The 23,728-nt window shown below is 34.0% G+C and carries 20 protein-coding genes and 1 tRNA gene; 6 read left to right on the forward strand and 15 right to left on the reverse strand.

The window, feature by feature from the left end:
* Positions 1-357: a dihydroneopterin aldolase gene (gene folB, locus EIG86_RS09230; protein ID WP_127845884.1), complete on the forward strand. Its 357-nt coding sequence runs from the start codon at positions 1-3 to the stop codon at positions 355-357.
* 88 nt (positions 358-445) lie between these two features.
* A tRNA-Cys gene (locus tag EIG86_RS09235) sits at positions 446-516 on the forward strand.
* A 176-nt stretch (positions 517-692) separates the two neighbouring features.
* Here the strand turns inward: EIG86_RS09235 and EIG86_RS09240 are convergent.
* The 6 genes from EIG86_RS09240 to EIG86_RS09265 form a co-directional block, all read right to left on the reverse strand.
* A complete protein-coding gene (locus tag EIG86_RS09240) occupies positions 693-1,385 on the reverse strand; it encodes a LysE family translocator (RefSeq protein WP_127845885.1) in 693 nt (230 codons plus the stop codon).
* 40 nt (positions 1,386-1,425) lie between these two features.
* Positions 1,426-3,123: a single-stranded-DNA-specific exonuclease RecJ gene (gene recJ / locus EIG86_RS09245; protein ID WP_127845886.1), complete on the reverse strand. Its 1,698-nt coding sequence runs from the start codon at positions 3,121-3,123 to the stop codon at positions 1,426-1,428.
* Between the two features lie 6 nt (positions 3,124-3,129).
* The gene (locus EIG86_RS09250; protein ID WP_127845887.1) at positions 3,130-5,829 is read right to left on the reverse strand and encodes a PD-(D/E)XK nuclease family protein; all 2,700 of its coding nucleotides are present in this window, start codon (positions 5,827-5,829) and stop codon (positions 3,130-3,132) included.
* A gap of 64 nt (positions 5,830-5,893) precedes the next feature.
* The gene (locus EIG86_RS09255; protein WP_127845888.1) at positions 5,894-7,267 is read right to left on the reverse strand and encodes an OmpA family protein; all 1,374 of its coding nucleotides are present in this window, start codon (positions 7,265-7,267) and stop codon (positions 5,894-5,896) included.
* 64 nt (positions 7,268-7,331) lie between these two features.
* The gene (gene kbl / locus EIG86_RS09260; protein ID WP_127845889.1) at positions 7,332-8,528 is read right to left on the reverse strand and encodes a glycine C-acetyltransferase; all 1,197 of its coding nucleotides are present in this window, start codon (positions 8,526-8,528) and stop codon (positions 7,332-7,334) included.
* A 21-nt stretch (positions 8,529-8,549) separates the two neighbouring features.
* Positions 8,550-11,690 (reverse strand): UvrD-helicase domain-containing protein, encoded by a 3,141-nt coding sequence (locus tag EIG86_RS09265; protein WP_127845890.1) that lies wholly within the window; start codon positions 11,688-11,690, stop codon positions 8,550-8,552.
* 241 nt (positions 11,691-11,931) lie between these two features.
* On the opposite strand from EIG86_RS09265, the gene EIG86_RS09270 reads away from it, so the two are divergent.
* A complete protein-coding gene (locus EIG86_RS09270; RefSeq protein ID WP_127845891.1) occupies positions 11,932-12,540 on the forward strand; it encodes a superoxide dismutase in 609 nt (202 codons plus the stop codon).
* Positions 12,541-12,643: 103 nt separating this feature from the next.
* Here the strand turns inward: EIG86_RS09270 and EIG86_RS09275 are convergent, their stop codons facing one another.
* The 3 genes from EIG86_RS09275 to EIG86_RS09285 form a co-directional block, all read right to left on the reverse strand.
* Entirely contained in the window at positions 12,644-13,684 is a 1,041-nt protein-coding gene (locus EIG86_RS09275) for a glycosyltransferase family 9 protein (protein ID WP_127845892.1), read from the reverse strand.
* A gap of 2 nt (positions 13,685-13,686) precedes the next feature.
* Positions 13,687-14,295, reverse strand: a complete 609-nt coding sequence (locus EIG86_RS09280) for a DUF4254 domain-containing protein (protein WP_127845893.1) — start codon at positions 14,293-14,295, stop codon at positions 13,687-13,689.
* Between the two features lie 101 nt (positions 14,296-14,396).
* Complete coding sequence (locus EIG86_RS09285; protein WP_127845894.1) at positions 14,397-15,323, reverse strand: DUF6427 family protein; 927 nt, start codon at positions 15,321-15,323, stop codon at positions 14,397-14,399.
* A 46-nt stretch (positions 15,324-15,369) separates the two neighbouring features.
* Between EIG86_RS09285 and EIG86_RS09290 the strand changes: the two genes are divergently transcribed.
* Positions 15,370-15,618, forward strand: a complete 249-nt coding sequence (locus tag EIG86_RS09290) for a DUF6341 family protein (RefSeq protein WP_127845895.1) — start codon at positions 15,370-15,372, stop codon at positions 15,616-15,618.
* Here the strand turns inward: EIG86_RS09290 and purD are convergent.
* Positions 15,610-16,893, reverse strand: coding sequence for a phosphoribosylamine--glycine ligase (purD, locus tag EIG86_RS09295; protein WP_127845896.1), 1,284 nt, complete (start codon positions 16,891-16,893; stop codon positions 15,610-15,612). The genes EIG86_RS09290 and purD overlap by 9 nt on opposite strands.
* Positions 16,894-16,996: 103 nt before the next feature.
* On the opposite strand from purD, the gene pdeM reads away from it, so the two are divergent.
* Positions 16,997-17,626, forward strand: coding sequence for a ligase-associated DNA damage response endonuclease PdeM (pdeM, locus tag EIG86_RS09300; protein WP_127845897.1), 630 nt, complete (start codon positions 16,997-16,999; stop codon positions 17,624-17,626).
* Here pdeM and EIG86_RS09305 read toward each other — a convergent pair whose 3' ends face one another.
* From EIG86_RS09305 to EIG86_RS09315, 3 genes are all read right to left on the reverse strand, one after another.
* Positions 17,627-18,286, reverse strand: coding sequence for an HD domain-containing protein (locus tag EIG86_RS09305; protein WP_127845898.1), 660 nt, complete (start codon positions 18,284-18,286; stop codon positions 17,627-17,629).
* Entirely contained in the window at positions 18,286-19,029 is a 744-nt protein-coding gene (locus EIG86_RS09310; RefSeq protein WP_127845899.1) for a lysophospholipid acyltransferase family protein, read from the reverse strand. Before EIG86_RS09310 ends, EIG86_RS09305 begins: the two co-directional genes overlap by 1 nt.
* Positions 19,030-19,240: 211 nt before the next feature.
* Positions 19,241-19,651: a BrxA/BrxB family bacilliredoxin gene (locus tag EIG86_RS09315; protein WP_127845900.1), complete on the reverse strand. Its 411-nt coding sequence runs from the start codon at positions 19,649-19,651 to the stop codon at positions 19,241-19,243.
* A 186-nt stretch (positions 19,652-19,837) separates the two neighbouring features.
* On the opposite strand from EIG86_RS09315, the gene EIG86_RS09320 reads away from it, so the two are divergent.
* The gene (locus tag EIG86_RS09320; RefSeq protein ID WP_127845901.1) at positions 19,838-20,593 is read left to right on the forward strand and encodes a TerB family tellurite resistance protein; all 756 of its coding nucleotides are present in this window, start codon (positions 19,838-19,840) and stop codon (positions 20,591-20,593) included.
* Position 20,594: 1 nt separating this feature from the next.
* On the opposite strand, the gene recO is transcribed toward EIG86_RS09320, so the two are convergent.
* Both recO and porZ read right to left on the reverse strand, forming a co-directional pair.
* The gene (gene recO / locus EIG86_RS09325; RefSeq protein ID WP_127845902.1) at positions 20,595-21,317 is read right to left on the reverse strand and encodes a DNA repair protein RecO; all 723 of its coding nucleotides are present in this window, start codon (positions 21,315-21,317) and stop codon (positions 20,595-20,597) included.
* Positions 21,317-23,614 carry a type IX secretion system anionic LPS delivery protein PorZ gene (porZ, locus tag EIG86_RS09330; protein ID WP_127845903.1) on the reverse strand — a complete coding sequence of 766 codons (2,298 nt, stop codon included), beginning with the start codon at positions 23,612-23,614 and terminating at the stop codon, positions 21,317-21,319. The genes recO and porZ overlap by 1 nt, the downstream gene beginning before the upstream one ends.
* Positions 23,615-23,728 lie beyond the last annotated feature (114 nt).

Raw genomic sequence — 23,728 nt, forward strand, 5'->3', positions numbered from 1 at the left:
TTGGATTTTATAAAACTTAATAACATTAGAGTTTACGCCTATCATGGCTGCTTGGCTGAAGAAACCAAAATTGGTAGTGATTATCGTGTGGATTTAAAAGTTGAAGCCGATTTAGATCAGTCAGCAATCTCAGATCAGTTGAAAGATACTGTAGATTACGTTCATTTAAATTCAATCGTAAGAGAAGAAATGGCAGAACCTTCCAAACTTTTGGAGCATATTGCCAAACGGATTCTTGACCGAATCATGAACGAACTCTCTATGGTCAAAATGGCTGAAATTGCGGTTGCCAAAATGAATCCACCTCTTGGTGGAGACGTGGAAAGTGTAAGTATTATTCTTTCAAAAACTAGATAGTTTTGGTTTTTTAGAATTTTTCAGATACTTATCACAATTATATTGCAGAAATGCAGAATAATTTTCTAAATTTGCAATTCATTAAAATGGTGTCGTGGCCGAGTGGCTAGGCAGTGGTCTGCAAAACCATCTACAGCGGTTCGAATCCGCTCGACACCTCAAAAATTTAACCTATCAAAGCCTGAATTTTAGCAATTTAGGCTTTTTTGTTCACATTTCTGAAAAATAATTTTCTCTCGTCCTAAAAAAGGTTTTTACTTTCGTAGAATTTTCTACATTCTTTAAAAAGTCCTTTTTCAGGAACAGATCATTGAAATCAAGTTAGTTTTTTAAATTTATTTCAACTGAATCTTCGTGATGTCATTTTCAATGTCAGTTTCAAACTTTTCAATTTTATCAGGAATTACGCCTCGTAAAATCAAGATTATTCCAAAAATAATCAATAGCAGACTGATGCCTTTTTTAGAAAGTGCAATGCGTTTTGGTGTCAATTTTTTGTTAAGTTTTTTAGCTAAAAGAATTTTCAAAATATCGACTAACAAATAAGTGAGAATAATTGTAGTAAAAAAAACTGTTAGTCTAGAACCTTGCATTTCCATAGAAGGTCCAAAAATAATAAGCAAGCCCAGCCAAAACCCTAGGACGCCAATGTTGATAAAATTCAGTAGAAAACCTTTGGCAACAATTCCTAAATAATCTTTGCGTTTTAATTTCTGAACTTCAAAATCAGCTCTTGTATAAGTTGCTTTTTTTATTTTCAAATAAGAAATCACACCGTAAATAGTCAAAACAGAACCGCCAAAAATAAATAAAGCAGGATCGTCTTTGATACTTCTCAATAACTGATTTGTACTGAAATAGGCGATAAGAATAAACACGATATCTGCTAATATGACACCCATATCAAATGAAAAAGCAGCTTTAAAGCCACGCATAGCTGCAGTTTCTAGCAAGACAAAAAAAGCAGGACCAACCATGAAAGCCAAAAATATACCTAATGGTATGGCTGAAAATATGTCTTCTAACATTTAGCGAATTTTATTTTTGGCGACCAAAGTTACTAAATTGTTACGAATCACTTTTTCTCAGATCTTTAAGATTCAGCTGAAGGCTGACATTTCCGTTCCATTCGTTTTCTTCCAGATTGAAAATAATATCGAATTTAGCCATGTTTTGAACGACTTCGTACTTTTCGCCAAGCCTAAAACCAATGCTTCCGAATACTAAATTTCCTGATTTAATATTACATTTCAAATGTTTTTCGTCTTCGCCAAGTTTTTTCACATATCCAGAAGTAGTAACATTTTTTGCTACAAAAGTCGGTTTCATATTACCGGGTCCAAAAGGTGCAAATTGTTTCAAAATCCTAATGAATTTTGGTGTAACATCTTCAAATTGAATTTCAGTATCGTATTTTATTTCAGGAATTAGTAATTCTGGATCTATTGTTTTTTGAACCACTTCTTCAAATTTAGCTTTGAAATTTTCAAAATTATCTTCAGTAAGCGTTAAACCCGCTGCATATTTGTGTCCCCCGAATTGTGTAATAAATTCTGACGAAGTTTCTAAAGCATTATAAACATCAAAACCTTTGACCGATCTGGCGGAAGCAGCTAAGTTATCGCCATTTTTTGTGAAAACCAAAGTTGGTCGATAGTAAGTTTCTGTCAATCTAGATGCAACTATGCCAATCACTCCTTTGTGCCAATCTGGATGATAAACTACGGTTGTAAATCGGTTTTCTTCCTTATTTTCTGAAATCATTTCCAAAGCTTCAGATGTTATTTGGCGATCGGTATCTTTTCTGTCTGTATTGAAATCTTCAATGGAACTCGCCAGTAATTTAGCTTTTTCTACATCTTTTTCTGACAATAATTCAACTGCAAAAAGGCCGTGTTTCATTCGTCCAGCTGCGTTTATTCGAGGTCCAATCATAAAAACGACATCAGTTATAGACAAATGTTGTTTTTTTACATTGTCTAAAATTGCTTTAAAACCGGCACGTTTTCTAGCATTAATAAGCTTCAAACCAAAATGTGCTAAAATTCGGTTTTCACCAGTAATCGGAACAATATCTGAACCTATAGCGGTCGCTACCAAATCTAAATATTGGTATATTTTCCGTTCACTTCTACCTAAAGTTTTTTGAATGGCTTGAATCAATTTAAAACCCACGCCGCAACCGCATAATTCATCATAAGGATAGTTGCAATCGTCTTGTTTTGGGTCTAAAACAGCCACAGCTTCAGGGATTTTATCTCCTGGTCGGTGGTGATCACAGATTACAAAATCAATCCCCAATTTTTGAGCATATTCAACTTTTTCGACGGCTTTAATACCGCAATCCAAAGCCACGATTAAACTTATATTTTGGCTTTTAGCATAATCAATTCCTTGGTATGAAACGCCATAACCTTCTGAATATCTGTCTGGAATATAGCTAATTATATTTTCTGAAAGTTGACTAAGATAACTGCTCATCATAGCCACGCTGGTAGTGCCATCTACATCATAATCGCCGTAAACCATAATAGGTTCTTTGCTTTCTAAAGCTTTGACGATTCTTTCTGTAGCAGTCTGCATGTTTTTCATCAAAAATGGATCGTGCAAATGTTCCAATTTCGGTCTGAAAAATTGCTTGGCGTCTTCAAAATTTTCTATATTTCTTTGAACAAGCAATTCTGCAATTTTAGCGTCCACGCCAAGTGCTGTCTGCAATTGTTCAACTTTTGAATAGTCTGGTATTTCGGTTTTTGTCCAACGCATAATGGCTTAAACTTGCTTTTCTTGAAACGGAATTTCTGGATTCATAATTTCTAAAATTAAACTTTTCAATTGCAAACTGAAAGCTTCCAAAATATCTTTATTGATGAATTTATTTTTTCCTTGTGTAAAACTTAAAAATCCTTGGTTTAAATTTTTGAATGAAATGATGCCTGCCTGGCTTTCTGCATCCAATTCACTTTCAAATAATTTGGCATAAAACAAAACTTGAAAAGCTTTGCCGTATTTGTAGTCTGATGTAAAATCTGTCCAATCTTCTTTAATTCTCAGGTCTTTTGCTTCAACTTTTCCGGTTTTGTAATCAATAATTCTCAATTGACCATCTAAGCGATCAATGCGGTCAACTTTGCCTTTCAGCGCCACTTTAAAATCTAAATCAGGAATTTCCATGGTTATTTTTCGGCTGGTTTCTAAATGAAGAATTTTCAGCTTATGGTGACGAAGGCTTTCTTTTTCTTGAAGCAAAAAACGTTTAGTTTGTTGCTTGGCAATTTCAAAATTAATCAGATTTCGCCCAAATTTTATCGCTTCAGAATTAAAATGAATTTCAAATTGTCTTGTGATTTCTGCTGGATATTTTTTGAGAAGTTCATCTAAATTTTCTACTGTTAAATTTTTATCGACAAATTCACTATATAAATTCTCCAGCGTATCGTGAACTACGTTTCCATGAGTTCTATAAGATACTTCTTCCTCTACATCTTCAATTTCTCTGATGCCTAAAACATATTTTTGATAGAAATCGATTGGATTTCGAATATAAGTCGTTAACGCTGAAGGTGAAATTCCGTATTGAAATAACTCCTTCAATTTATGAAGCATTTCGGGTGTTTTAGAAACACTTTTTAAGTCTACTTTGTTTTGTGTAACATCGGCGACAACAGTATAATTTTCAATTTCATGCCTTTTGGCTTTGAAAATTTCCAATTGTGTCAAAAATCTGCTTTTTTCGGCTTTTTCGATGCCAGAAGTTTCATTATTATAAATAAAATGACAACGTTTTGCGCGTTGCATCAAACGAAAAAAGTGATAAGCATAAACATTGTCTTTTTCCTTGTATGTTGGCAAACCAAATGCCATTTTCAAATCGAATGGAATAAAGCTGTTTTGAGATTTTCCTGATGGCAGAACGCCTTCGTTCACGGAGGTGATAATGATATTTTCATAATCTAAAACACGAGTTTCCAACATTCCCATAATTTGCAAACCATCGTATGGAGAACCTTGAAAATCCAAAGTTTCTGAAGATAACAAATCTAAATAAATCTGGTAAAAGGCTTTGTAATTATCCACAAAACCATTCTTTAAAATCAGATTTTGAATTTTGATAAACAACTGTTTAAATGCAAATAAATATTCTAGTTGAAGTCTGTTATTTTCGAAACCCGGCTTCAGAATTTCGATGAGTTTCAGGCAGTCTGAAATAAAATCATCAATTTTTTCTGGAGTCGAACCGAAGCAAATCTGCATTAATTCTTGAAAATCTGAACTAAATTTTTGACAATATTCAAAGAAATCAGTTTTGGTTTGAAAGATTATATTCTCTGCTGTAATATGTTTTTTAATCTCGAAAAAAGGTGTTTGATAGGCTTGTTTGAACATTGGATGACCGCAAATTTCCAAAATTGTTTTGAAATATAATTTGTCTTCTGGCTGGGTTTTGAATTTGATCATCGATTCGAAACAAGTCGCAAAAGTGGTTTGGTTTAGTGGCAAACCCATCGTGACATTGGCTTTGGAAATATTTTCTGGCAAAGCATTCAAAATTGGCTGAAGTAAAGCCTCATCGCCCAAGACAAGTGCGGTGTTTTGAATTTCTGTATCCGACAATTTAGAAAGCAAATCGCCAACTAATTTGGCTTGGCCAATTTTCTTAGCCACACCATAATTCTTTATTTGCTTTTCATTTAAAAAAGATTTTGTGGAAGCTTGAAGTGGCTGATTTTGGTAGTATTTCCAGTCTTTTTTATAATTTCGAATGAACTTTCCAGCTTGATTATTTTTAAGTAAATATTCATCGATATCCCAAAATACTTCACCACGCTTTTTTTTCAGAACAGTTTGGAAAATATGTTCTTCGCAAGTATTCAAAGCATTAAAACCGATAAAAATTAAATTCTCTTCATTTTGCTGAAGAAAGGTTTCAATTTTGTTTGCAGCTTGATCGTAAGCCATACCTTGGTATGCTTTGTTTTGTGAGGATAAAGCTGATTTCAGAGTCTCGTAGTATTTTGGAAGTTGGTGCCAAAAATCAAGATAATTTTCAACAATTTCAGTTTTTATAGGTGATTTGGACCAATGTTCTATGTCTTTGATATCTTTCAGGTTTCCAAAAAATTGTTCAGCATCAATCCGATGCCGATCTATTTCGTTGAAATCGTGAACTATGGTTTCTGCCCAAGTGTAAACATTGTCAAAACTTTCTTGATGACTCGGGTTCGTAATGTCTTTGTAAACTTTATAAAATTCAAAAACCGTCTCTAAATGATCTATAATTTGTGAATTTGATAGTCGTTCTATAAATTCTTCAATACTTTCAATTTGTGGTAAAAAGAAGGTTTCGCTTTGTGATTGGCAAAGCGTTTTTTTAAACGCATTCGCAGCACGTCGACTAGGAAGTACGAAAATATGTTTGCTGAGGTCTTTTTCGTTAAGACTTTCAACCACTTGTTGGATAAAACTTTTCATATATTCAAAAATAAAAAAAGCACCCCAAATTGGAGTGCTTTTCAGATTTATATTTTAATCTGGACTATTTCGCCAAATTAATTTCAACTCTTCGGTTTTCAGCTCTACCGCTAGCGGTTTTATTACTTGCTATTGGTTTAGTTTCGCCGTAACCTTTAGAAGAAAGTCTGAATTCTTCAACGCCGTTTTCAACTAAATAAGTTTTTACTGAAAGCGCTCTAGCTTCAGATAATTTCATGTTGTTACTTGCGCTACCAACACTATCTGTGTGGCCTTCTACAGTAAATTTAGCATTTGGGTATTCTTCAAGAATAGAGATAATTGCAGTTAAAGCCTCTTCAGAATCTTCAGTAATCGTTGTTTTTCCAGTATTGAAGTTAACTGTTTTAGCGTAGTCATTTAATTCACTTTGAACTTCTTCAGTAACTTCTGGGCAACCGTTGTTGGATTTTGTTCCTTTTACATCAGGACACATATCGTCTTTATCCAAAACGCCATCGTTATCTGAATCAGGATAAGGGCAACCGTTATTGGCTTCTGGACCAACTTCATTTGGACACTCATCATCTTTATCTGCAATGCCATCCTTATCAGAATCTGGACAACCATTCATCATTTTAGATCCAGCCTCGTTTGGACAGTCATCGTTTTTATCAGCTACGCCATCGCCATCTGTATCTGGACATCCATTGAATTCTTCACTTCCAGCTTGGGTAGGACATTCATCATTTTTATCTGCAATTCCGTCGCCATCTGTATCAGGACATCCATTAAATTCTTCTAAGCCAGGCTCATTCGGACATTCATCATTTTTGTCATAAATACCATCGCCATCAGAATCTGTTCCTCCGAAAGAGATAGTAAAACCAGCTGAATGTTGAAAGTAGTCTAAACCAGACTCTTCGAATGCAGTTTTGTATGAGGTTTTAAGAGTTAGAGCAAAATTATCATTGAACCAAAAATTCAAACCTAAATCTGAATCAAAAGTTGCGTCACCACTATCATCTAGCCAATAGTATCCTGCGCCTACGCCAAGAAAAGGATCTATAACTTTAGAATTCAATAAAGTTTTAAAATTATATTGAACACCTGCACCTAAGTTATAGAATGTTAAGTCGTCAGCTGAAACATCGCCTATTTTTTCAATCTCGTTCATAGAACCGCTCAATCTAGCGGAAAAACCATCACCAACGTATCTCATAGCTTCTAAGGATGAGAATGCTGGCAAAATATTCCAATGATCTTCTACGTTTGTAAAGTCACTAAAAAGCGATCCACTAGAGTATTCACCAGGTACATTTCCGTTATCTGTAGGGTAGAAATCAACAGCATTTGTTCCTAGCGTAAATGCCCAAGGGTTATTTTCATCTTGAGCTTGCGCAGAAAACGCAGCAAATAACATACATGCTAAAAAAGTAATTTTACTTAAATGTTTCATATCTTTATTTTTTTGTGTCAATATTTAACAAATGTATCATTAATATAAGTATTGAGACTAAATTTTAAATGATTTTTAAATCTTTACCTATCTTAATGAATGCAGAAATAGCTTTATCTAAGTGTGATTGCTCATGTGCAGCAGAAAGTTGAACTCGTATTCTAGCTTTCTCTTTTGGCACAACAGGATAGAAGAAACCAATGACGTAAATCCCTTCTTTTAAAAGTCTTGCGGACATTTCTTGAGCTAATTTAGCATCGTATAACATCACAGGTACAATGGCAGATTCTCCATCAATAATATCAAATCCGGCATCTTGAATTTGCTTCTTAAAATATTTTGTGTTTTCTGTTAGTTTTTTTCTTAAAGTGTTATCATTTTCTAAAATTTCAAAAACTTTTAAAGAAGCGCCAACAATCGATGGTGCTAGCGAATTTGAAAATAAATATGGTCTTGAACGCTGTCTCAGCAATTCTATAATTTCTTTTTTACCAGTCGTATAACCACCCATAGCGCCACCTAAAGCTTTTCCTAAAGTTCCTGTAATAATGTCTACTCTGCCCATGACATTTTTCTCTTCTAAAGTGCCAATACCATTTTCTCCAATAAATCCAGTGGCATGACATTCGTCGATCATCACTAAAGCTTCATATTGTTCAGCTAAATCGCAAATTTCATCTAATGGTGCGACTAAGCCATCCATTGAAAATACGCCGTCAGTCACAATTAAAATATTCCTTGCGCCGTTTTCTCTAGCGGATTTCAACTGGTTTTCTAAATCTGACATGTCACCATTTTGATAACGATATCTGGCTGCTTTACAAAGTCTCACACCATCGATAATTGAAGCGTGATTTAAAGAATCGGAAATAATCGCATCTTCTTTTGTAAGCAAAGGTTCAAAAATGCCACCATTTGCATCGAAACAAGCCGCATAAAGTATCGTATCTTCTGTGTTATAAAAATCGGCAATTTTGTGTTCAAGTTGCTTATGAATATCCTGTGTTCCACAAATGAATCTTACGCTTGACATTCCAAAACCATGTGAATCTAGAGTGTCTTTTGCTGCTTGAACAACTTCAGGATGCGAAGACAAGCCTAAATAATTATTGGCACAAAAATTCAAAACTTTCTCGCCCGAATCTAAAGTAATTTCTGCTCCTTGGGGGGAAGTGATAATGCGTTCTTTTTTGAACAAACCTTCGTCTTTGATATTTTGAATTTCTTCTTTGAGTTGATTTTTAAACTGATCTGAATACATATCTTTTATTTTTTTACAAATTTAAACAAACTTTACGTCTATATTTTCGTTGATGTAAACGAGTATTTTTTTCTCTACTTTATAGTCCAAATCTTCTAAAGCTTCAGCATATAATTTTAATTGAGCTTGATGAAATTCTGAAATTTCACCTGTTTTATAATCAATAATTACCGCTTGTTTATCTTTTAAACAAACTCGGTCAGGACGGATAATATCTCCCATAAAACTTATGTCTCTTTCATTGAAAATTTTCCAAACTGGACTGTAATAATTTTTCAATTCAGGATGACTAACAATCTTTTGAAGCATATTTTCAATAGTTTCTTTATCAGAAGATTCCAACAAACCTAAATCGATATGTTTCTGAATGCTATTTTGAATATCGTTTTCCGTATTAATTTCAGCTAAAATAGAGTGCATCATATTTCCCTTTTGAAGCGCATCTGAATTGTCGTCCTGCCAAATTTTTCCAGCTGTGGTAACCAAATCTACATTGAGATGTTCAGATTTGGTATGAAAATGAATTTTTAAATTCTGACTTTCAGATATTTCTGTTTTATAATCTGGCACAGAACTTTTACCAAATTCATAATTTCTGTCGGTTTCTATCGGCAAACCTTTATGCTCCAAGTACATCATTAATAATCCACTATAGGTTGTTGGTTTTATCTTTTTGTCTTTATTTCTGTCATCTTCGGAGATAATGTACATTTCTTCTGAAGCTCGCGTTAGTGCAACATAAAGCATGTTGATACTTTCCATTTCTAAATTTTCCAATAGCGAATCGTACTGAACTGTGTAATCATCAGTTTCAATACTTTTGGAAGGTTTTGTTACCAATCCAAAAGGCAATTTAAATTCTAGCGGCAATTTCACCCAAAAATGACTGTTGTTTGTATAGTCGGTTTGCTCTTTAGCGTATGGAAAAATCACAACTGGAAACTGCAAGCCTTTACTTTTATGAATGGTCATAATTTGTACAGCGCTTTTGGTTTCTGGCGCAACAATGCTTTTTTTCTGAGATTGAATTTCCCAATATTTCAAAAATGAAGACAAATCGCCTTGCTTTTTTTGAGTAAATACAAATATTTCATCCAAGAAAAATTGCAAATATGCATTGGCTTTTTTACTGAATTTGAAAGTTGCCACAATATATTCTATGGCATCGTAAAGCGGTAAAGCATGAAAATATTCTGGTTGAAAATCATAACCTAATTTATGAATCTCTTGCCAAAACCCTGAAGCCGAAGATTTCAAAATTTGTTGCAATTTTAAAAATCGTTTGTCTTCTGAAATCTCTTCCTCAGACAATAAAAAATCTACGATTCTGAACTTGGCTTCTTGGTCATCTTCAAAATCTAAAGCTTGCATAATATTCACCAAAAACTGAACTTTTCCATCCGATTGAATCAATAAGGTTTCTGATGAAATAATCGGAATATCATTTGCGTTCAAATATTCAGCAACAGCAACACCTTGATCTTTTTTCCGTACCAAAATACAAATGTCACCTAGCTGAAATCCTTGATTTTGTTTCTGCTGAATAATATTTAAAACTTCTTCTGGATAAGCTTCATCGCGTTCGTCATTATTCTCTACATCCAGAAATTTTATATTGACAAAACCCTCACTTTCTCTAGCAATTTGTTGAGACACACTTTTGCCAGAAAACAATTGCTGTAGTTTATCGTAATTCAATTGTTCGCCAATAAAATTGAAAAATGCATTATTGAATTCAACCACAGTGCGACTACTTCTGTAATTGGTTTCCAAGATTTCTAAATTCGACTGAATTGGGAACGGCGATTTTCCGTCCGATAAATCGATAAATTGTAAGGCATCTCCACCGCGCCAAGCATAAATAGATTGTTTGGCATCACCGACCAAAGTTAGTGTTCCCGGATTTTGGTCGTCAAACATGGAAGCTAGTGCATTTTCCAAAAGCGGAACTAAATTCTCCCATTGTCTTCGAGAAGTATCCTGAAATTCATCGATAAAATAATGTTGAAATTTTTCACCCAAACGTTCAAAAATAAATGGTGCTGGTTGTTTTTTTATTTCTTCACTAATTTTTTTATTGAAATCTGAAATCAACAGAATGTTTCGCTCGGTTTTAATCTCTTCAATTTCATCTTTCACTGCACTAATCAAAGATAATTGAGTGATGTTTTTATAAATTTTATTATAAAAATTATATTGTTGAATTAAGGCTTTACTTTCAAAAAAACCAGTAATTACCACATCTTTTAGCGCAAAAATTTTAGACTTCTTGTCCTCATCCAATTTTTTAGTGACATGTGTACTTTCATCTTCAATTTCAGCTTGCCATTTGGCATCAAATTTTATGTTGAAATCTTTTTTGGTTAGCTTTTTGAAATAATTCGGAATTGAACTTCTCGTATAATCGCTAGGTTTTAATTGTTGCTCTTCGAGTTTGTTTAAAAATCTGAGTCCGATTTTAGCCAACTCATTTTCAATAATTTGTGTGTGTTTCAGGATTTTAGTTTTTGCACTTTTGAAATCCTCCAAATCAAACTCCTGAAATGCAGCTAAATAACTTTCATCCTTTTCATTCAAAATCAATTTTGAAGCCTCCAAAATATCCAGGGAAATGTTTCCGTTTTTATCGTCGTTTACTTTTTCTAAAGCAAAGTCAATCAAGATTTCGGTAAGCAAATCATCAGTTCCAGCGCGATCAACGACGCGTTCTACAGCTAATTCCAAAATTTCTTCGGTATCCATTTCAATATCAAAATTCATAGACAAACCCAAATCTTTGGCAAATGTTCTGATAATTCGGTGAGTAAACGCATCGATGGTTGACACTTCGAATGCTGCATAATTCACCAGAAGTTCGTGCAAAATTAATCTCGATTTCTGCTGAATTTTTTCAATACTAAGCCCAGTGTTGCTTTGAACTTCCGCCAACATCGGATTAGGTGCTGACGCTGAACTTGTTCTTGAAAAATCGACTAAATTATCTACAATTCTATGTTTCATTTCAGCAACAGCTTTGTTGGTAAAAGTGATTGCCAAAATATTTTGAAAAGCATTGTTTTTTGGTGATTTCAAAAGTAAACTCAAATATTTTTCAGTGAGTTTGAAGGTTTTACCCGAGCCAGCTGAAGCGTCGTAAATTGTAAATGTTGATGAAGCAGACATGGAAAAATTTTAGGGAAAGATATTAAATTCAGAATAGAAAAAAGAGACTGAAAACATTTTTAAATTCAAAACTACCAAATCTTTTTTTATTAGTAAATTAACTTAAATCTTAAATAAAACACCTTCACTTTAGAAAACTATCTGTTTTTAAGTAAATAATAACATGAAAATGTTTCACTTGTGAAGCTTAATTTTTACATTTGAGTTCAATTTAATAATAACAACTAAAATACATATAATTATGGCTTTCGAATTACCAGAATTAGATTACAAACACGATGCTTTAGAACCACATATTGATGCAAAAACAATGGAAATTCACCATGGCAAGCATCATGCTGGTTATACCAAAAAATTGAATGCTGCCATTGAAGGCACAGATTTAGAAGGTAAAACTATCGAAAATATTTTAATCAACCTTGATTTGTCTAATACCGCAGTTAGAAATAATGGTGGTGGCTTTTACAACCACAGCTTATTTTGGAAAGTGATGTCGCCAGATGGCGGCGGAGAGCCAAGTGGAGAATTGGCAAAAGCCATTGATGACTCTTTTGGTTCTTTTGAAGCTTTTAAAGATGCATTTTCTACAGCTGCTGCAGGACAATTTGGTTCTGGTTGGGCTTGGCTTTGTGTCCATAAAGACGGTAAATTAGAAGTTTGCTCAACAGCAAATCAAGATAACCCATTGATGCCAAACGTTGGTTGCGGTGGCATGCCAATTCTTGGATTAGATGTTTGGGAACACGCCTATTATTTGAATTACCAAAACAGACGTCCAGATTATATCGATGCATTTTTTAATGTTATCGACTGGGAAGAAGTTTCAAAAAGATATTCTGAAAATAAATAATTTCAGAACTTACTAAATTTTAAAAGCCGTTTCAATTAATTGAAACGGCTTTTTTTTATAAAAATGAAAAGTTTGAAATTCTGAAAAATTCTAAACAAAAACTTTACTTTATAAATTGATTCAAAGTTGCCAAAACCCGTTCTGGTGAAATATCTTTCATCACATGCTCATAAGATTTCACTTGCTTGTTGCCGTAAATAGACGTTGGCAAAAGTGGGTATTTTTCTAAATCTGGAAGAATTTGTTGTGAATCTTTTTGTCCAAATGGTGCAAAACCAGCAAATGGATGGGTGGCGCCCCAAATGGTCACAACTTCAACACCAAACATCGCAGCCAAATGTCCGTTGCCACTGTCCATAGCCAACATGACTTCTAGATTAGAAATCAACTGAAGTTCTTCTTTAAACGTGAATTTTCCAGCAACAGAAATAAAGTTAGAAAAATCTTTCGATAACTTTTTCAATTTTTTGACTTCTTTATTTCCGCCACCAAATAACAAGATTTGATAATCGTCATAAGTTGCCAAATTCCTTAAAACTTCCTTCATTGAAGCTAATGGATATTGCTTTGGTTTGTGTGCCGCAAAAGGTGCAATTCCGATCCATTTTTTCTGAGTATTTAATGTGGAATCCTGACGTAAGTTTTCAGACAATTCTAGTTTTTGTGGTGAGATTTCTAAGCTAAGATCCACCGGTAAATTCATTTTTCGAAACACATCCGCATAGCGTTGATGTGTAGATTTCAATGGTTTAAAAATTTTATTTTTTGGTCGAGTCAGCGCTTTTTTCTCACTTCGCCCTTTGTCTATTCTGTAGTATTCTTGACCTAAAATTTTTAAAAAACCACATAAAATTCTAGATCTTAGAACATTATGTAAGTCAGCAACACCTTCAAAATTATATTTCTGCAAACTTTTAGCTAATCGCCATAACCCAGAAATGCCTTTATGTTTCAGTTTGACATCGGCAACCACAACATCAACATTTTCTAAATGACCAAAAAATTGGGCAAAGAAAGATTTGGTTAAAACAGTGATTTTCAAGTTTGGATAAGTAGCGCTCAATCGCTCCAACACCGGCACAGTCATCGCTACATCACCCATGGCGGACAAGCGAATCACTAGAATGTGAGTCGGCTGCCTCATTGTTATTTTTTACTTCTCAATACTGGATTCATTTCGTCGTCATTGTACATTTTCATTTGTTTATAAACTTTCATGTACTTATCGCCAACTTTAATATCTTCCAACAATTGGTCGATCGCCAAAGACAAATCGGTGCGTTGTTCTAAAAGTACTTCCAATTTTGCTTTGCAAGCCATTTGATGTTTTTGTGAAGCATTTGTTCTGTTAGCTTCTTCATTCATATGATAAATTTTCAAAGCTAAAATAGACAAGCGATCGATGCCCCAAGCTGGACTTTCAGTATTGATTTTCGCTTTAGGTTTCGCTTCTATATTATTGAATAAATCTAAAAAATAACTATCTATAAATTCGACAGTATCGGTACGATCTTGGTTGGAAGCATCAATTTTTCGCTTCAACACTAAAGCATCTTCTGGCGAGATATTGGGATCGCGAATTAAATCCTCGTAATGCCATTGAACAGTGTCTATCCAACATTTTCGATATAACAAATGTTCGATTAAAGTCTCCTTTTTGTCAAACGGATTTTTGAATTCCTGATCGACGCTGTCTTTAATATGATAAGTTTCGATAACTTGATTGAAAATTCTATTGGCTTTTTCTGAAAACATAATCTTGGTTTTGAATTTTGACAAATATACCAAGTCCTTAGGTATTTTTGTAACAAGTATTAAGAAATAGAGAATTTTAGAGTGAAAAAGCTTTGCAGAAATCAATACAAGGCTGATACCAAAATACCAATAATCATCAAAGCATAAATGATTTCTTTCATATAAGTTTTTGTTGTTTTCAGCTGAAAATAATTTCCCATAAAAATTGAAATTGGCAGGACAAAATACAAAGCATCTTCGTAGAAACTTCGATGATTGAAAATTAAAATCACCAACGAAATCACCAATATCACATTGAAAACATTTAAACTTTTACGCTGATGAAGTTTAGCTTGACTGAATACTTTTGGCATTTGGAATAAGCTCCAAATCAAGAATAAAAGATTAAGAACTAACAAAAAACCGTATTTGAAATCAGCAAACATATGAGATTCTAATCTAATTTCTGGAAGGTATTCAATATAATTCACAAACTGATCTTCTGTAATTAACATATAAGTTGTATGCAAAACCAAACCAACTAAAAATCCAAGAATTGGTAGAATGAAATATCTATAATTTTGGGACGCATAAAGTAAAATAGCATAATAAATTACAACTGCAAATAATAGATGGGAAGGCTCTAAAACACTAGCAAAAAAAAGACAAAATCCAGCGTCAAAAATTCTCTGCTTAAAAAATTTGTTATTTTTTAAACTTATAATTCTTCTTACCGCAAATAGTAAAAAAATATAACTAATTATAAGTTTTTCTGCTCTAAGAACTTCAGGAAAAGCAATAAGTAAAAGTACAAATATAGAAAGTGTATAGGTGTTTTGTTTCTGAATTTTATTGCGTTTCAGAATGAAATTCAATACAAAAAGTAACAACAAAAACACTATGAAGATTCCTATTTTTCTAAGCACATATGCGCTATCAAATTCAAAATCTAAGCTGATGAAATTTTCAAAAAAAAACGCTATTCCAAAAATTAAACTTACTAAAATGTAAGCAATCGGTTTAGAATGATTAAAAAACCTTGTAATCATAGCCTAATTTGTTATTTTTGCAAGGTAAATATAATTTATACTAGATATGAAAGATTTTTTTGAAGGCATTGCATCTCTTTTTGATGATTTATTATTCTTGCCATTAGACGCTTTGCGCGAATTGCAAGACGAGTCTTGGTGGGCTGCAAATGGTCTGAACTGGATCTTCGTTTTAGTTGTTTTTGTCGCTTTTTTATACTGGATGAAAGAATTGAAAAAATACAACGAGAACGACGAAGAAGACAGAAGCGTAAAAGCACATCCTTTTTTAGGTAAAAACGCAGAATTAGACTAAGTCTTTACCCAAGTCCGTTCTGAAATATTTCTTATCAAAATCAATTTGATCCACAATTTTGTAGCCTTTTCTTAATGCGCTTTCAAAATTACTATCGAAAGTTGTCACGGCCAACACTCTGCCTCCATTGGTTAGAATTTGGTCGTTTTCTATTTTGGTACCAGCATGACAGATAAAGACATCATCAGTATTTTTAATTTTGTCCAAGCCATGAATTGTTTTGCCTTTTTCGTAAGCTTCTGGATAGCCGCCAGAAACCAACATTACTGTAGTTGCGCTTCTTTTATCTATGTTTAAATCTACTTCTGAAATTTTACCTTGCGCTGTTTTTATCAACACATCCAGAAAATCATTTTCGATTCTTGGAATTACAACTTCGGTTTCTGGATCGCCCATTCTTACATTATATTCTATCACATAAGGCTCGTCACCAACTTTCATCAAACCGATAAACAAAAAACCTGTATAATCAATATTTTCTTTGGTGAGACCATCTATACTTGGCTTTATGATTTTTTCATCAACTTTTTTCATAAAAGTTTCATCTGCAAACGGCACTGGAGAAATTGCACCCATGCCACCAGTATTCAGTCCAGTATCGCCTTCACCGATACGTTTGTAGTCTTTAGCATTTGGTAGAGTTAAATAATTTTCGCCATCTGTAAGCACAAAAACACTCAATTCTATGCCACTCAAAAACTCCTCAATCACTACTTTTTCTGAAGCTTGACCAAATTTACTGTTAGTCAACATTTGTTCAAGTTCATCCTGAGCTTCTTGCAAATGTTTTAAAATTAAAACACCTTTCCCGCCTGCTAAACCATCGGCTTTTAGGACATAAGGTGGTCGAAGTGTTTCCAAAAATGACTTGCCTGCATCTAAAGTCTCTGCAGTGAAACTTTGGTAAGCTGCCGTCGGTACTTGGTGCGTTCGCATAAATTCTTTAGCGCGTTCTTTACTGCCTTCTAGCAATGCACCGCGTTTAGATGGACCGATGATTAATAGATCTGAAAATTCGTTTTTGTCATCAAAATAATCTTTTATTCCATCTACTAACGGGGCTTCCGGTCCGACAATTAACATCCCGATATTATGATTTGAAATACATTTGCCAACCGCTTCAAAATCGCCAATATCTAGCGTTAGATTTTCAGCAATAGCAGAAGTTCCAGCATTTCCTGGTGCTACAAAAATCTGATCGCAATTAGGACTTTCATATATTTTTTGTGCAATGGTGTGTTCGCGACCGCCACTTCCAAGTATTAAAACCTTCATTTTTACAGAATTTGATGTGGCTTCAAAAGTAAATCTTTGTAAATTGCTTGACGAATTTTTTGTCAAAAAAATTCTATTCAAATTCTAAAACAAGGTTTCTAAAGTGAAAATTGAAATTCAGAACGATGAATTCATCCTGGATCCGTCTGGTGCGTTATATTGGACGTCCAAAAATGTGTTGCTTATCGCTGATTTACATTTAGGTAAAATTCACCACTTCAGAAAACATGGCCATCCAATTCCAGCAATTGTAAGTCTTCAGAACTTTTTGAAATTGGAACGTGTGATTTCAAAATTCAAGCCGAAAAAAGTTATTTTCTTAGGTGATTTGTTTCATTCTACGATGAATAAAGATTGGCATAAATTTCAAAACTGGATAGAGCAACGTTCAGAAAATTTCACATTGGTTGTCGGAAATCATGATATTTTAGCGCCAGAAGAATTTGAAAAAATCGATATCAGTCTTGAACAAAATATAGAAACAGAAAAATTTCTTTTGACACATCATCCTACAGAAACCGAAGATAAATTCAATATTTGTGGTCATCTTCATCCAGGATTTCGACTGAATGGTGAAGGCAAACAACAAATGAAATTGGCTTGTTTTTTCCGAAGTCAAAATCAATTAATCTTGCCAGCATTTGGTACTTTCACAGGAAAAGCACTCATGCTTCCAGAGCCTGAAGACCAAGTTTATGTTGTGGCTGATAACGAGGTTTTTCCTGTGTTTTAGTTATCGTTTCCCGTCCCATTCAGCATAAAATTGCGCTAAAAAATTCTTCATAAATTCGTGTCGTTCTTCAGCAATTTTTCTGGCAGATGTCGTATGCATTTGGTCTTTGAGTAACAATAATTTTTCATAAAAATGATTGATGGTAGGCGCATCTGAACGTCTATAAGCTTCGGTTGTTTCATAGGTTGTTGGTGAAACTTCAGGATCGTAAATTTTTCTATTTTTGAATCCACCATAATTGAAAGCACGCGCAATTCCTATGGCGCCAATGGCATCAAGTCGATCGGCATCCTGAACAACTTGCAATTCCGAAGAATTGAATTTTAAATTATTGTGTCCACCTTTATAAGACACATGACGAACAATATTTACCACATGTGTTAGACTTTCAGAATCCAAATCTTGTTGTGCTAGAAATTCTTCGGTTTTTTGTGCGCCTAGATTTTCATCACCATTGTGAAATTTCGCATCGGCAATATCGTGGAGCAAAGCGGCTAATTCCACCTCAAAATTATTTACAGATTCGGTTTTAGCAATGTGTTGTGCATTTTTGTAAACACGCCAAATATGAAACCAATCATGTCCACCTTCTGCATTTTCCAAGGTTTTTTTGACAAAATCTATTGTATTAGAGATTATTCGGTTTTGGTTTGCGGTCATTATTTTGGGTTTTGTCTGATGTCTTCAGAAATGATCTGCTCCAACTTTTGAATTAAAACATCAGTCTGAAAATCTTTAATTTCTAAAGTTTCATGCACTTTCATTCGGAATTTGACTCCATGATTTATGGGAAACATCCCATATTTCTGAAGTTTCCATGAATTATGAATACTAACTGGTACGATTACAGCATCTGGGCAAGCCTCAAAAAGCGTCATCAAACCTTTGTATGCAAATGCTTTTGGCTCGCCTGTGCGACTTCTGGTGCCTTCGGGAAAAATTACTGCTGATCGGTTGAATTTACAAATATATTGTCCCAGTTTTTTGATTTGTCCTACTGCTTGATCGGGGTTTTTTCTGTCGATTAATACCGAACCACCGTGTCTTAAGTTGAAAGAAATGCCAGGAATGCCTTTAGCCAATTCAATTTTGCTGATGAACTTTGGATGCAATTGGCGCAAATACCAAATTATTGGTGGTATATCGAACATACTTTGGTGGTTGGCAACAATAATATGTGGGCGATTTCTGCGTAAATCATAAGATTTTTCAATTTGAAAAGTTGTCCCGACAATATTGAGACAGCGCATCAAGAAAAAATTAAAAATATCTACACTTTTCTTATGCGCTTGGTATCCGAAAAGCTGTAAAGAAAACCATTGTAATACTTGAAAAACCACCAATGTCAAACCAAAACACAAGTAAAATACTATGGAAAGTGGATAGGTCAATATTTTTTTCATACGTAAACAAAGTTCAGCTTAACAATTTTAAATGATGTTAATGATTTAAATTAAGTGCTCGAAATTTTATAGCTTCTAAATGTAAAATTACACCAAGTGAATATTTTGAGAGGATTTGTCATTCAAATTTTAAGTGAGTTTTAAATATTACAAAATAAAAGCCGCTTTCCATAAGAAAACGGCTTGAATAAATTCTATAAAATCTTAGGTTTTAGCAATGCTCATTGTAAGCATCCATAAGATTGTCGGCAATCATTTCTGCGGGACGTCCTTCGATGTGGTGACGCTCTAACATGTGAACTAATTCGCCATCTTTGAATAATGCCATTGATGGAGAACTAGGTGGAAAAGGAATCATTTTGCCTCTAGCTTCGTCGGTCGCTTCTTTATCAACTCCGGCAAACACAGTAACCAAATGATCTGGTTTTTTGTTGTTTTCCAAAGATTTGATTGCGCCAGGTCTAGCATTAGCAGCAGCACATCCGCAAACGGAATTTACCACAACTAAAGTTGTGCCTTCTTTGGACAAAGCAACGTCAACATCGGCTTTGCTTTTCAATTCATCAAAACCTACAGCTGTAAGCTCCTGAGCCATTGGTTTTACTAATTCTGGTGGATACATATCTTGTCTAGTTTTATTTATATTTAATTTGAATACAAATGTATAAAAAATGGAATTTATCCACCTGAGTCTTAACACAATGATTATGATTGTTTGTGACACAAGGTTAATCTATCTTAAAATTCTGAAATTTAGCCCGAGATAAACCCCACAGGATTTTATATTTGCAGATATAATTTTATAGATTTGAAGTGGATTGGTGCCATACTTGGCTTTATTTATTTTCGTTTTGGTGGAGCGATTTTAGGATTTATCTTAGGTTCTATTTTAGACCGCATTTTTCGTGGGTCTAGCGCCAAAAGTCGTCAAAACTCAGGTAGTTTTTTTGAACAAATTTTTCAAGAGCAGAAAGCCAGTGTTTCCCCTGGTGATTTTGAGTTGAATTTACTTTCATTGTCATCGTTAGTTATCAAAGCAGATGGCAAAACTTCTCAGCGTGAACTGGATTATGTAAGGATGTATTTTGTACAAGCCTATGGAAAAGAACGCGCCAATGCAACTTTTAGAACTTTTAATGAAGTAATAAAAAATCGAGAGATTTCTGCTGAAAGGATTTGTGCTTTTTTGCGTCCACGCGTTCGTTATGAAGTTCGATTACAAATTTTACACTTTTTGTTCAACATTGCCATGGCCGACGGTCATGTTTCTGATTCCGAACTTAAAGTTTTGCTTCACATTTCTCAAAATTTGAGAATTGGTCATTCTGATTTTGAAAGCATCAAAGCTATGTTTTTCAAATCTGCCGATGATGCTTATAAAATTCTTGAAATTGAAAAATCAGCATCAGATTCTGAAATTAAAAAAGCTTATCGAAATATGGCAAAAAAATACCATCCAGACAAGTTGCAACATATGGATGAAGCCTACCAAAAAGGTGCTCAAGAGAAATTCAACAAAGTTCAGGAGGCTTACGAGCAAATTCAGAAAGAACGTGGACTTTAGTTTAAAATAATTGCTGTAGAATTTCCAAAGATTTTGGTTTTTTGAAACCTTGAAGTTGAAGTTCAAAATACAGCATCAGAAATTCTAAAAAAGCTTGACGTTTAGATTGATTCAGTTTTAAAGTTTCAACATTCGCATAAGATTTGTTTCCTTCAACCAAATATTTCAAAAGTTCTGAACTTTGGCTTTGAATACAGTATTTGTTCATCTCAATAGTTTCAAACCTGCCTTCCAAAAGATTGAAATAGGTTGCAATTTCATCTGATGCATCTGGATAAAATCCTAAAAAACGACTCAATTTCACTAAAAATAATAAGTGGAAATTTGCAAAATTAGGTGTTTCATCCAATTCAATCATACTTTCTTCTAAAAATATAAATAAAGCCTCATTTTGTTCTTCTTCCTGAATAGCACTCTTCAAGATTTCTGACAAAAACATCAACATAGTAGATTTATAAATATTACTATGCAAAGTTTTGTAAAGTTGGTAAACTTTGGCTTCCTTAATAAATTGAAGATTTTTCTGCTCTCGATGTGTGGCTTCCAACTCCAACAAACTGAGGTGTTGAAACATGGAAGTGCGCAATTTTCCTTTTTTAGATTTTCTGATACCACGAAGTAAGTACGAAGTCAAGCCTTGTTCTTTGGTAAAACATTTTGCAATCAAATCTGCTTCGCCAAACTTCAGCGTAGAAATGACAATAGCTTTGGTTTTGATTTGCATCAGCGAATAATCATGATTTTACCAACTTTGGTTTCTTCCTGGTCTTCACCTGTAACAATGATTAAATACACGCCAGAAGCCACTTTGTGTCGACCGAAAGCGCGTGTGTCCCATTCTAAAGTTCCGCCATCTACAAAATCTTCATAAACCAAATTGCCCGTAATATCGGTAATCTTTACATTCGCGTTGTCAATTAGCCCGTCAATAGTTACCAAGCCTGTGTAGTTCGGTCGAACCGGATTAGGATAAGCACGTAAATTGTCTAAGTTTTCGTTAGTTCCTGTTATTCTACTGGAATAGGACAACAAACCGCTTGTGGTGCCAAAATACACACGACCAGAAACTTGATCTACGGCTACACTTCTAACGCTATTCGTTGGTAAAGGAGAATTGTTTTGATTGAAAATATTCAAAATATCTTGCCCATTGGGAGACACTTGAAAAACTCCAGAATCTGCAGTAGCTATCCATTTATTGTTCGCACCATCAACCGCAATATCAGTTATGAATTGTTCAAAAAGTAATTCTTGTGGCAGCCCGTCAACATCTTCTATGATAATCGGGAAAACGTTTACGTTAGGTTCTTCATTGAAAATTCCAGAAGGATTGGACATCACGCGCAAACCTGCCTGTGTACCAATCCACAATCTAGAAGTTTGATCGAATACTAAAGCCGTAATATTTGGATTTTCGTTGAAGGTATCCGGAAAATCGACCCCTTGAACGCTACTTGCAATGGCAGCAGCAGAATTCGTACTACTGTTGTAAGCTATAATTCCTTTTTTCAATGTTCCTAAATAAACATTGTTATTTCTGTCTACAACGAGTTTAGCAGAAAGTGTTTGCGTAGGATTTGTCACGCCTTCAGAAGTATCTGGCGTAAAAAAACTACCGTCTGCATTCAGTCTTTTAATTTGGTGTTCTGTGAGTGAATTTGAAAAATACAAGTTGCCTTGACTATCAAAAGCACTGGCCCCAATTCTGTTGTCATTTTCGTTGCTTGGCACACCTTCTATATTACTATTTGAAGAGTCATATTGTTGAATTAAAGTATTATTTTCTATCTCCAATAAGCCATCAAAATAACTACTAACAAATACTCTAGACGGATTAGAAGAGTCGATAGCAACATCTGAAAGTTCACTAGCATTATTCAAGTCTTCTACAGGAATATTAATCCAATCTTCTCCTACCAAATGGCTTAAACCACGCTCATTAATTCCACCAGGATACGGATTTAAAAATTGCGAATACTCACCGTAAGTCACCCATAATTCATTGGGAATAGCGCTTAAACTAAACACACGATTGAATAATGGTCCATCTGGACTAAGAGGTATAAATTGATCTGATCCGTTATTTAGAAATTGTAATAAGCCTAAGTTTTTATGACCAAGATAAATTTGATTATTGTTAGAAATAGCTGTGTTTAACTCTAAGTCTTCATTCAGCAAATTATTCACAAAAGCTTCAAGATTGAGTTGCGAATTATAGGACTGAACTAAATTTGAAGATGAAATAACCAACTGACCTCCACTTACATTGAAACCAGTAACTTCACTGCTAAAAGAAGTTAACTGCACAAGGTTTGAATTATTGATTCTAAAGATGCGATTGTCATTTCGTAAAGTAAAAATTTGATCATTAAAGTTCAAAATTCCTTTCCAGTTTCCAACAAAATCGGTTTGCCAAGATTGAAAGTTTATCAAATTTGGACTATTAACGTTTGCACTTCTTATACCATTTTGAGTAGTTGCCGCATAAATTCTTCCATTGGAAACCGTTGTTTGTTTCACTTCAATTTGACCACCATTTTCTCCAATAAAATAAGAATCATTGAACTCTAAATTAGCCAAATCGTATTCAGAAATACCAAAATCTGTGGAAATAAACAATCGACCTTCATATTCATAAAAATGGTTGATGCGTTTTTGGTTCGGAGAAATCGATACTTTTTCTAAAATATCTACAACACTCAAAATATTTTGATTATTCTCCATTACAATTTGAACCAGACCATTTTCGTAACCGACACAAATTAAACCATAATCTTCAGAATAATGAATCTTAGAAATCTGTTCTCCAGAAATTCCTTGAATTGAAGATAAAATTTCTGTGGTTTGAGAAAATGGGTTGTAAATGAAAATTGCATTTTCAGCAGCGGCAAAAATTCTATCATCTCCTTCAGTAAGATCCGTAATGTTTAAATAAGAGAAATGACCTTTCCAGTTTTGTGAAAAGTCTTGCGCATTAATGCCAATGGTGAAAAAAAATAATAAAAAAATAATCTGTTTCATAAGTAATTCATCATGGTTCAAAACTGATAAATGTTTGGTTTATTGCAAAAGTAAGGCGAGTTTTCTAATAAAATAAAGCCTGTTAAAAATTAATTCAACAGGCTTTTAATATTA

The organism is Psychroflexus aestuariivivens, assembly GCF_004010055.1.
GTDB lineage: Bacteria > Bacteroidota > Bacteroidia > Flavobacteriales > Flavobacteriaceae > Psychroflexus > Psychroflexus aestuariivivens.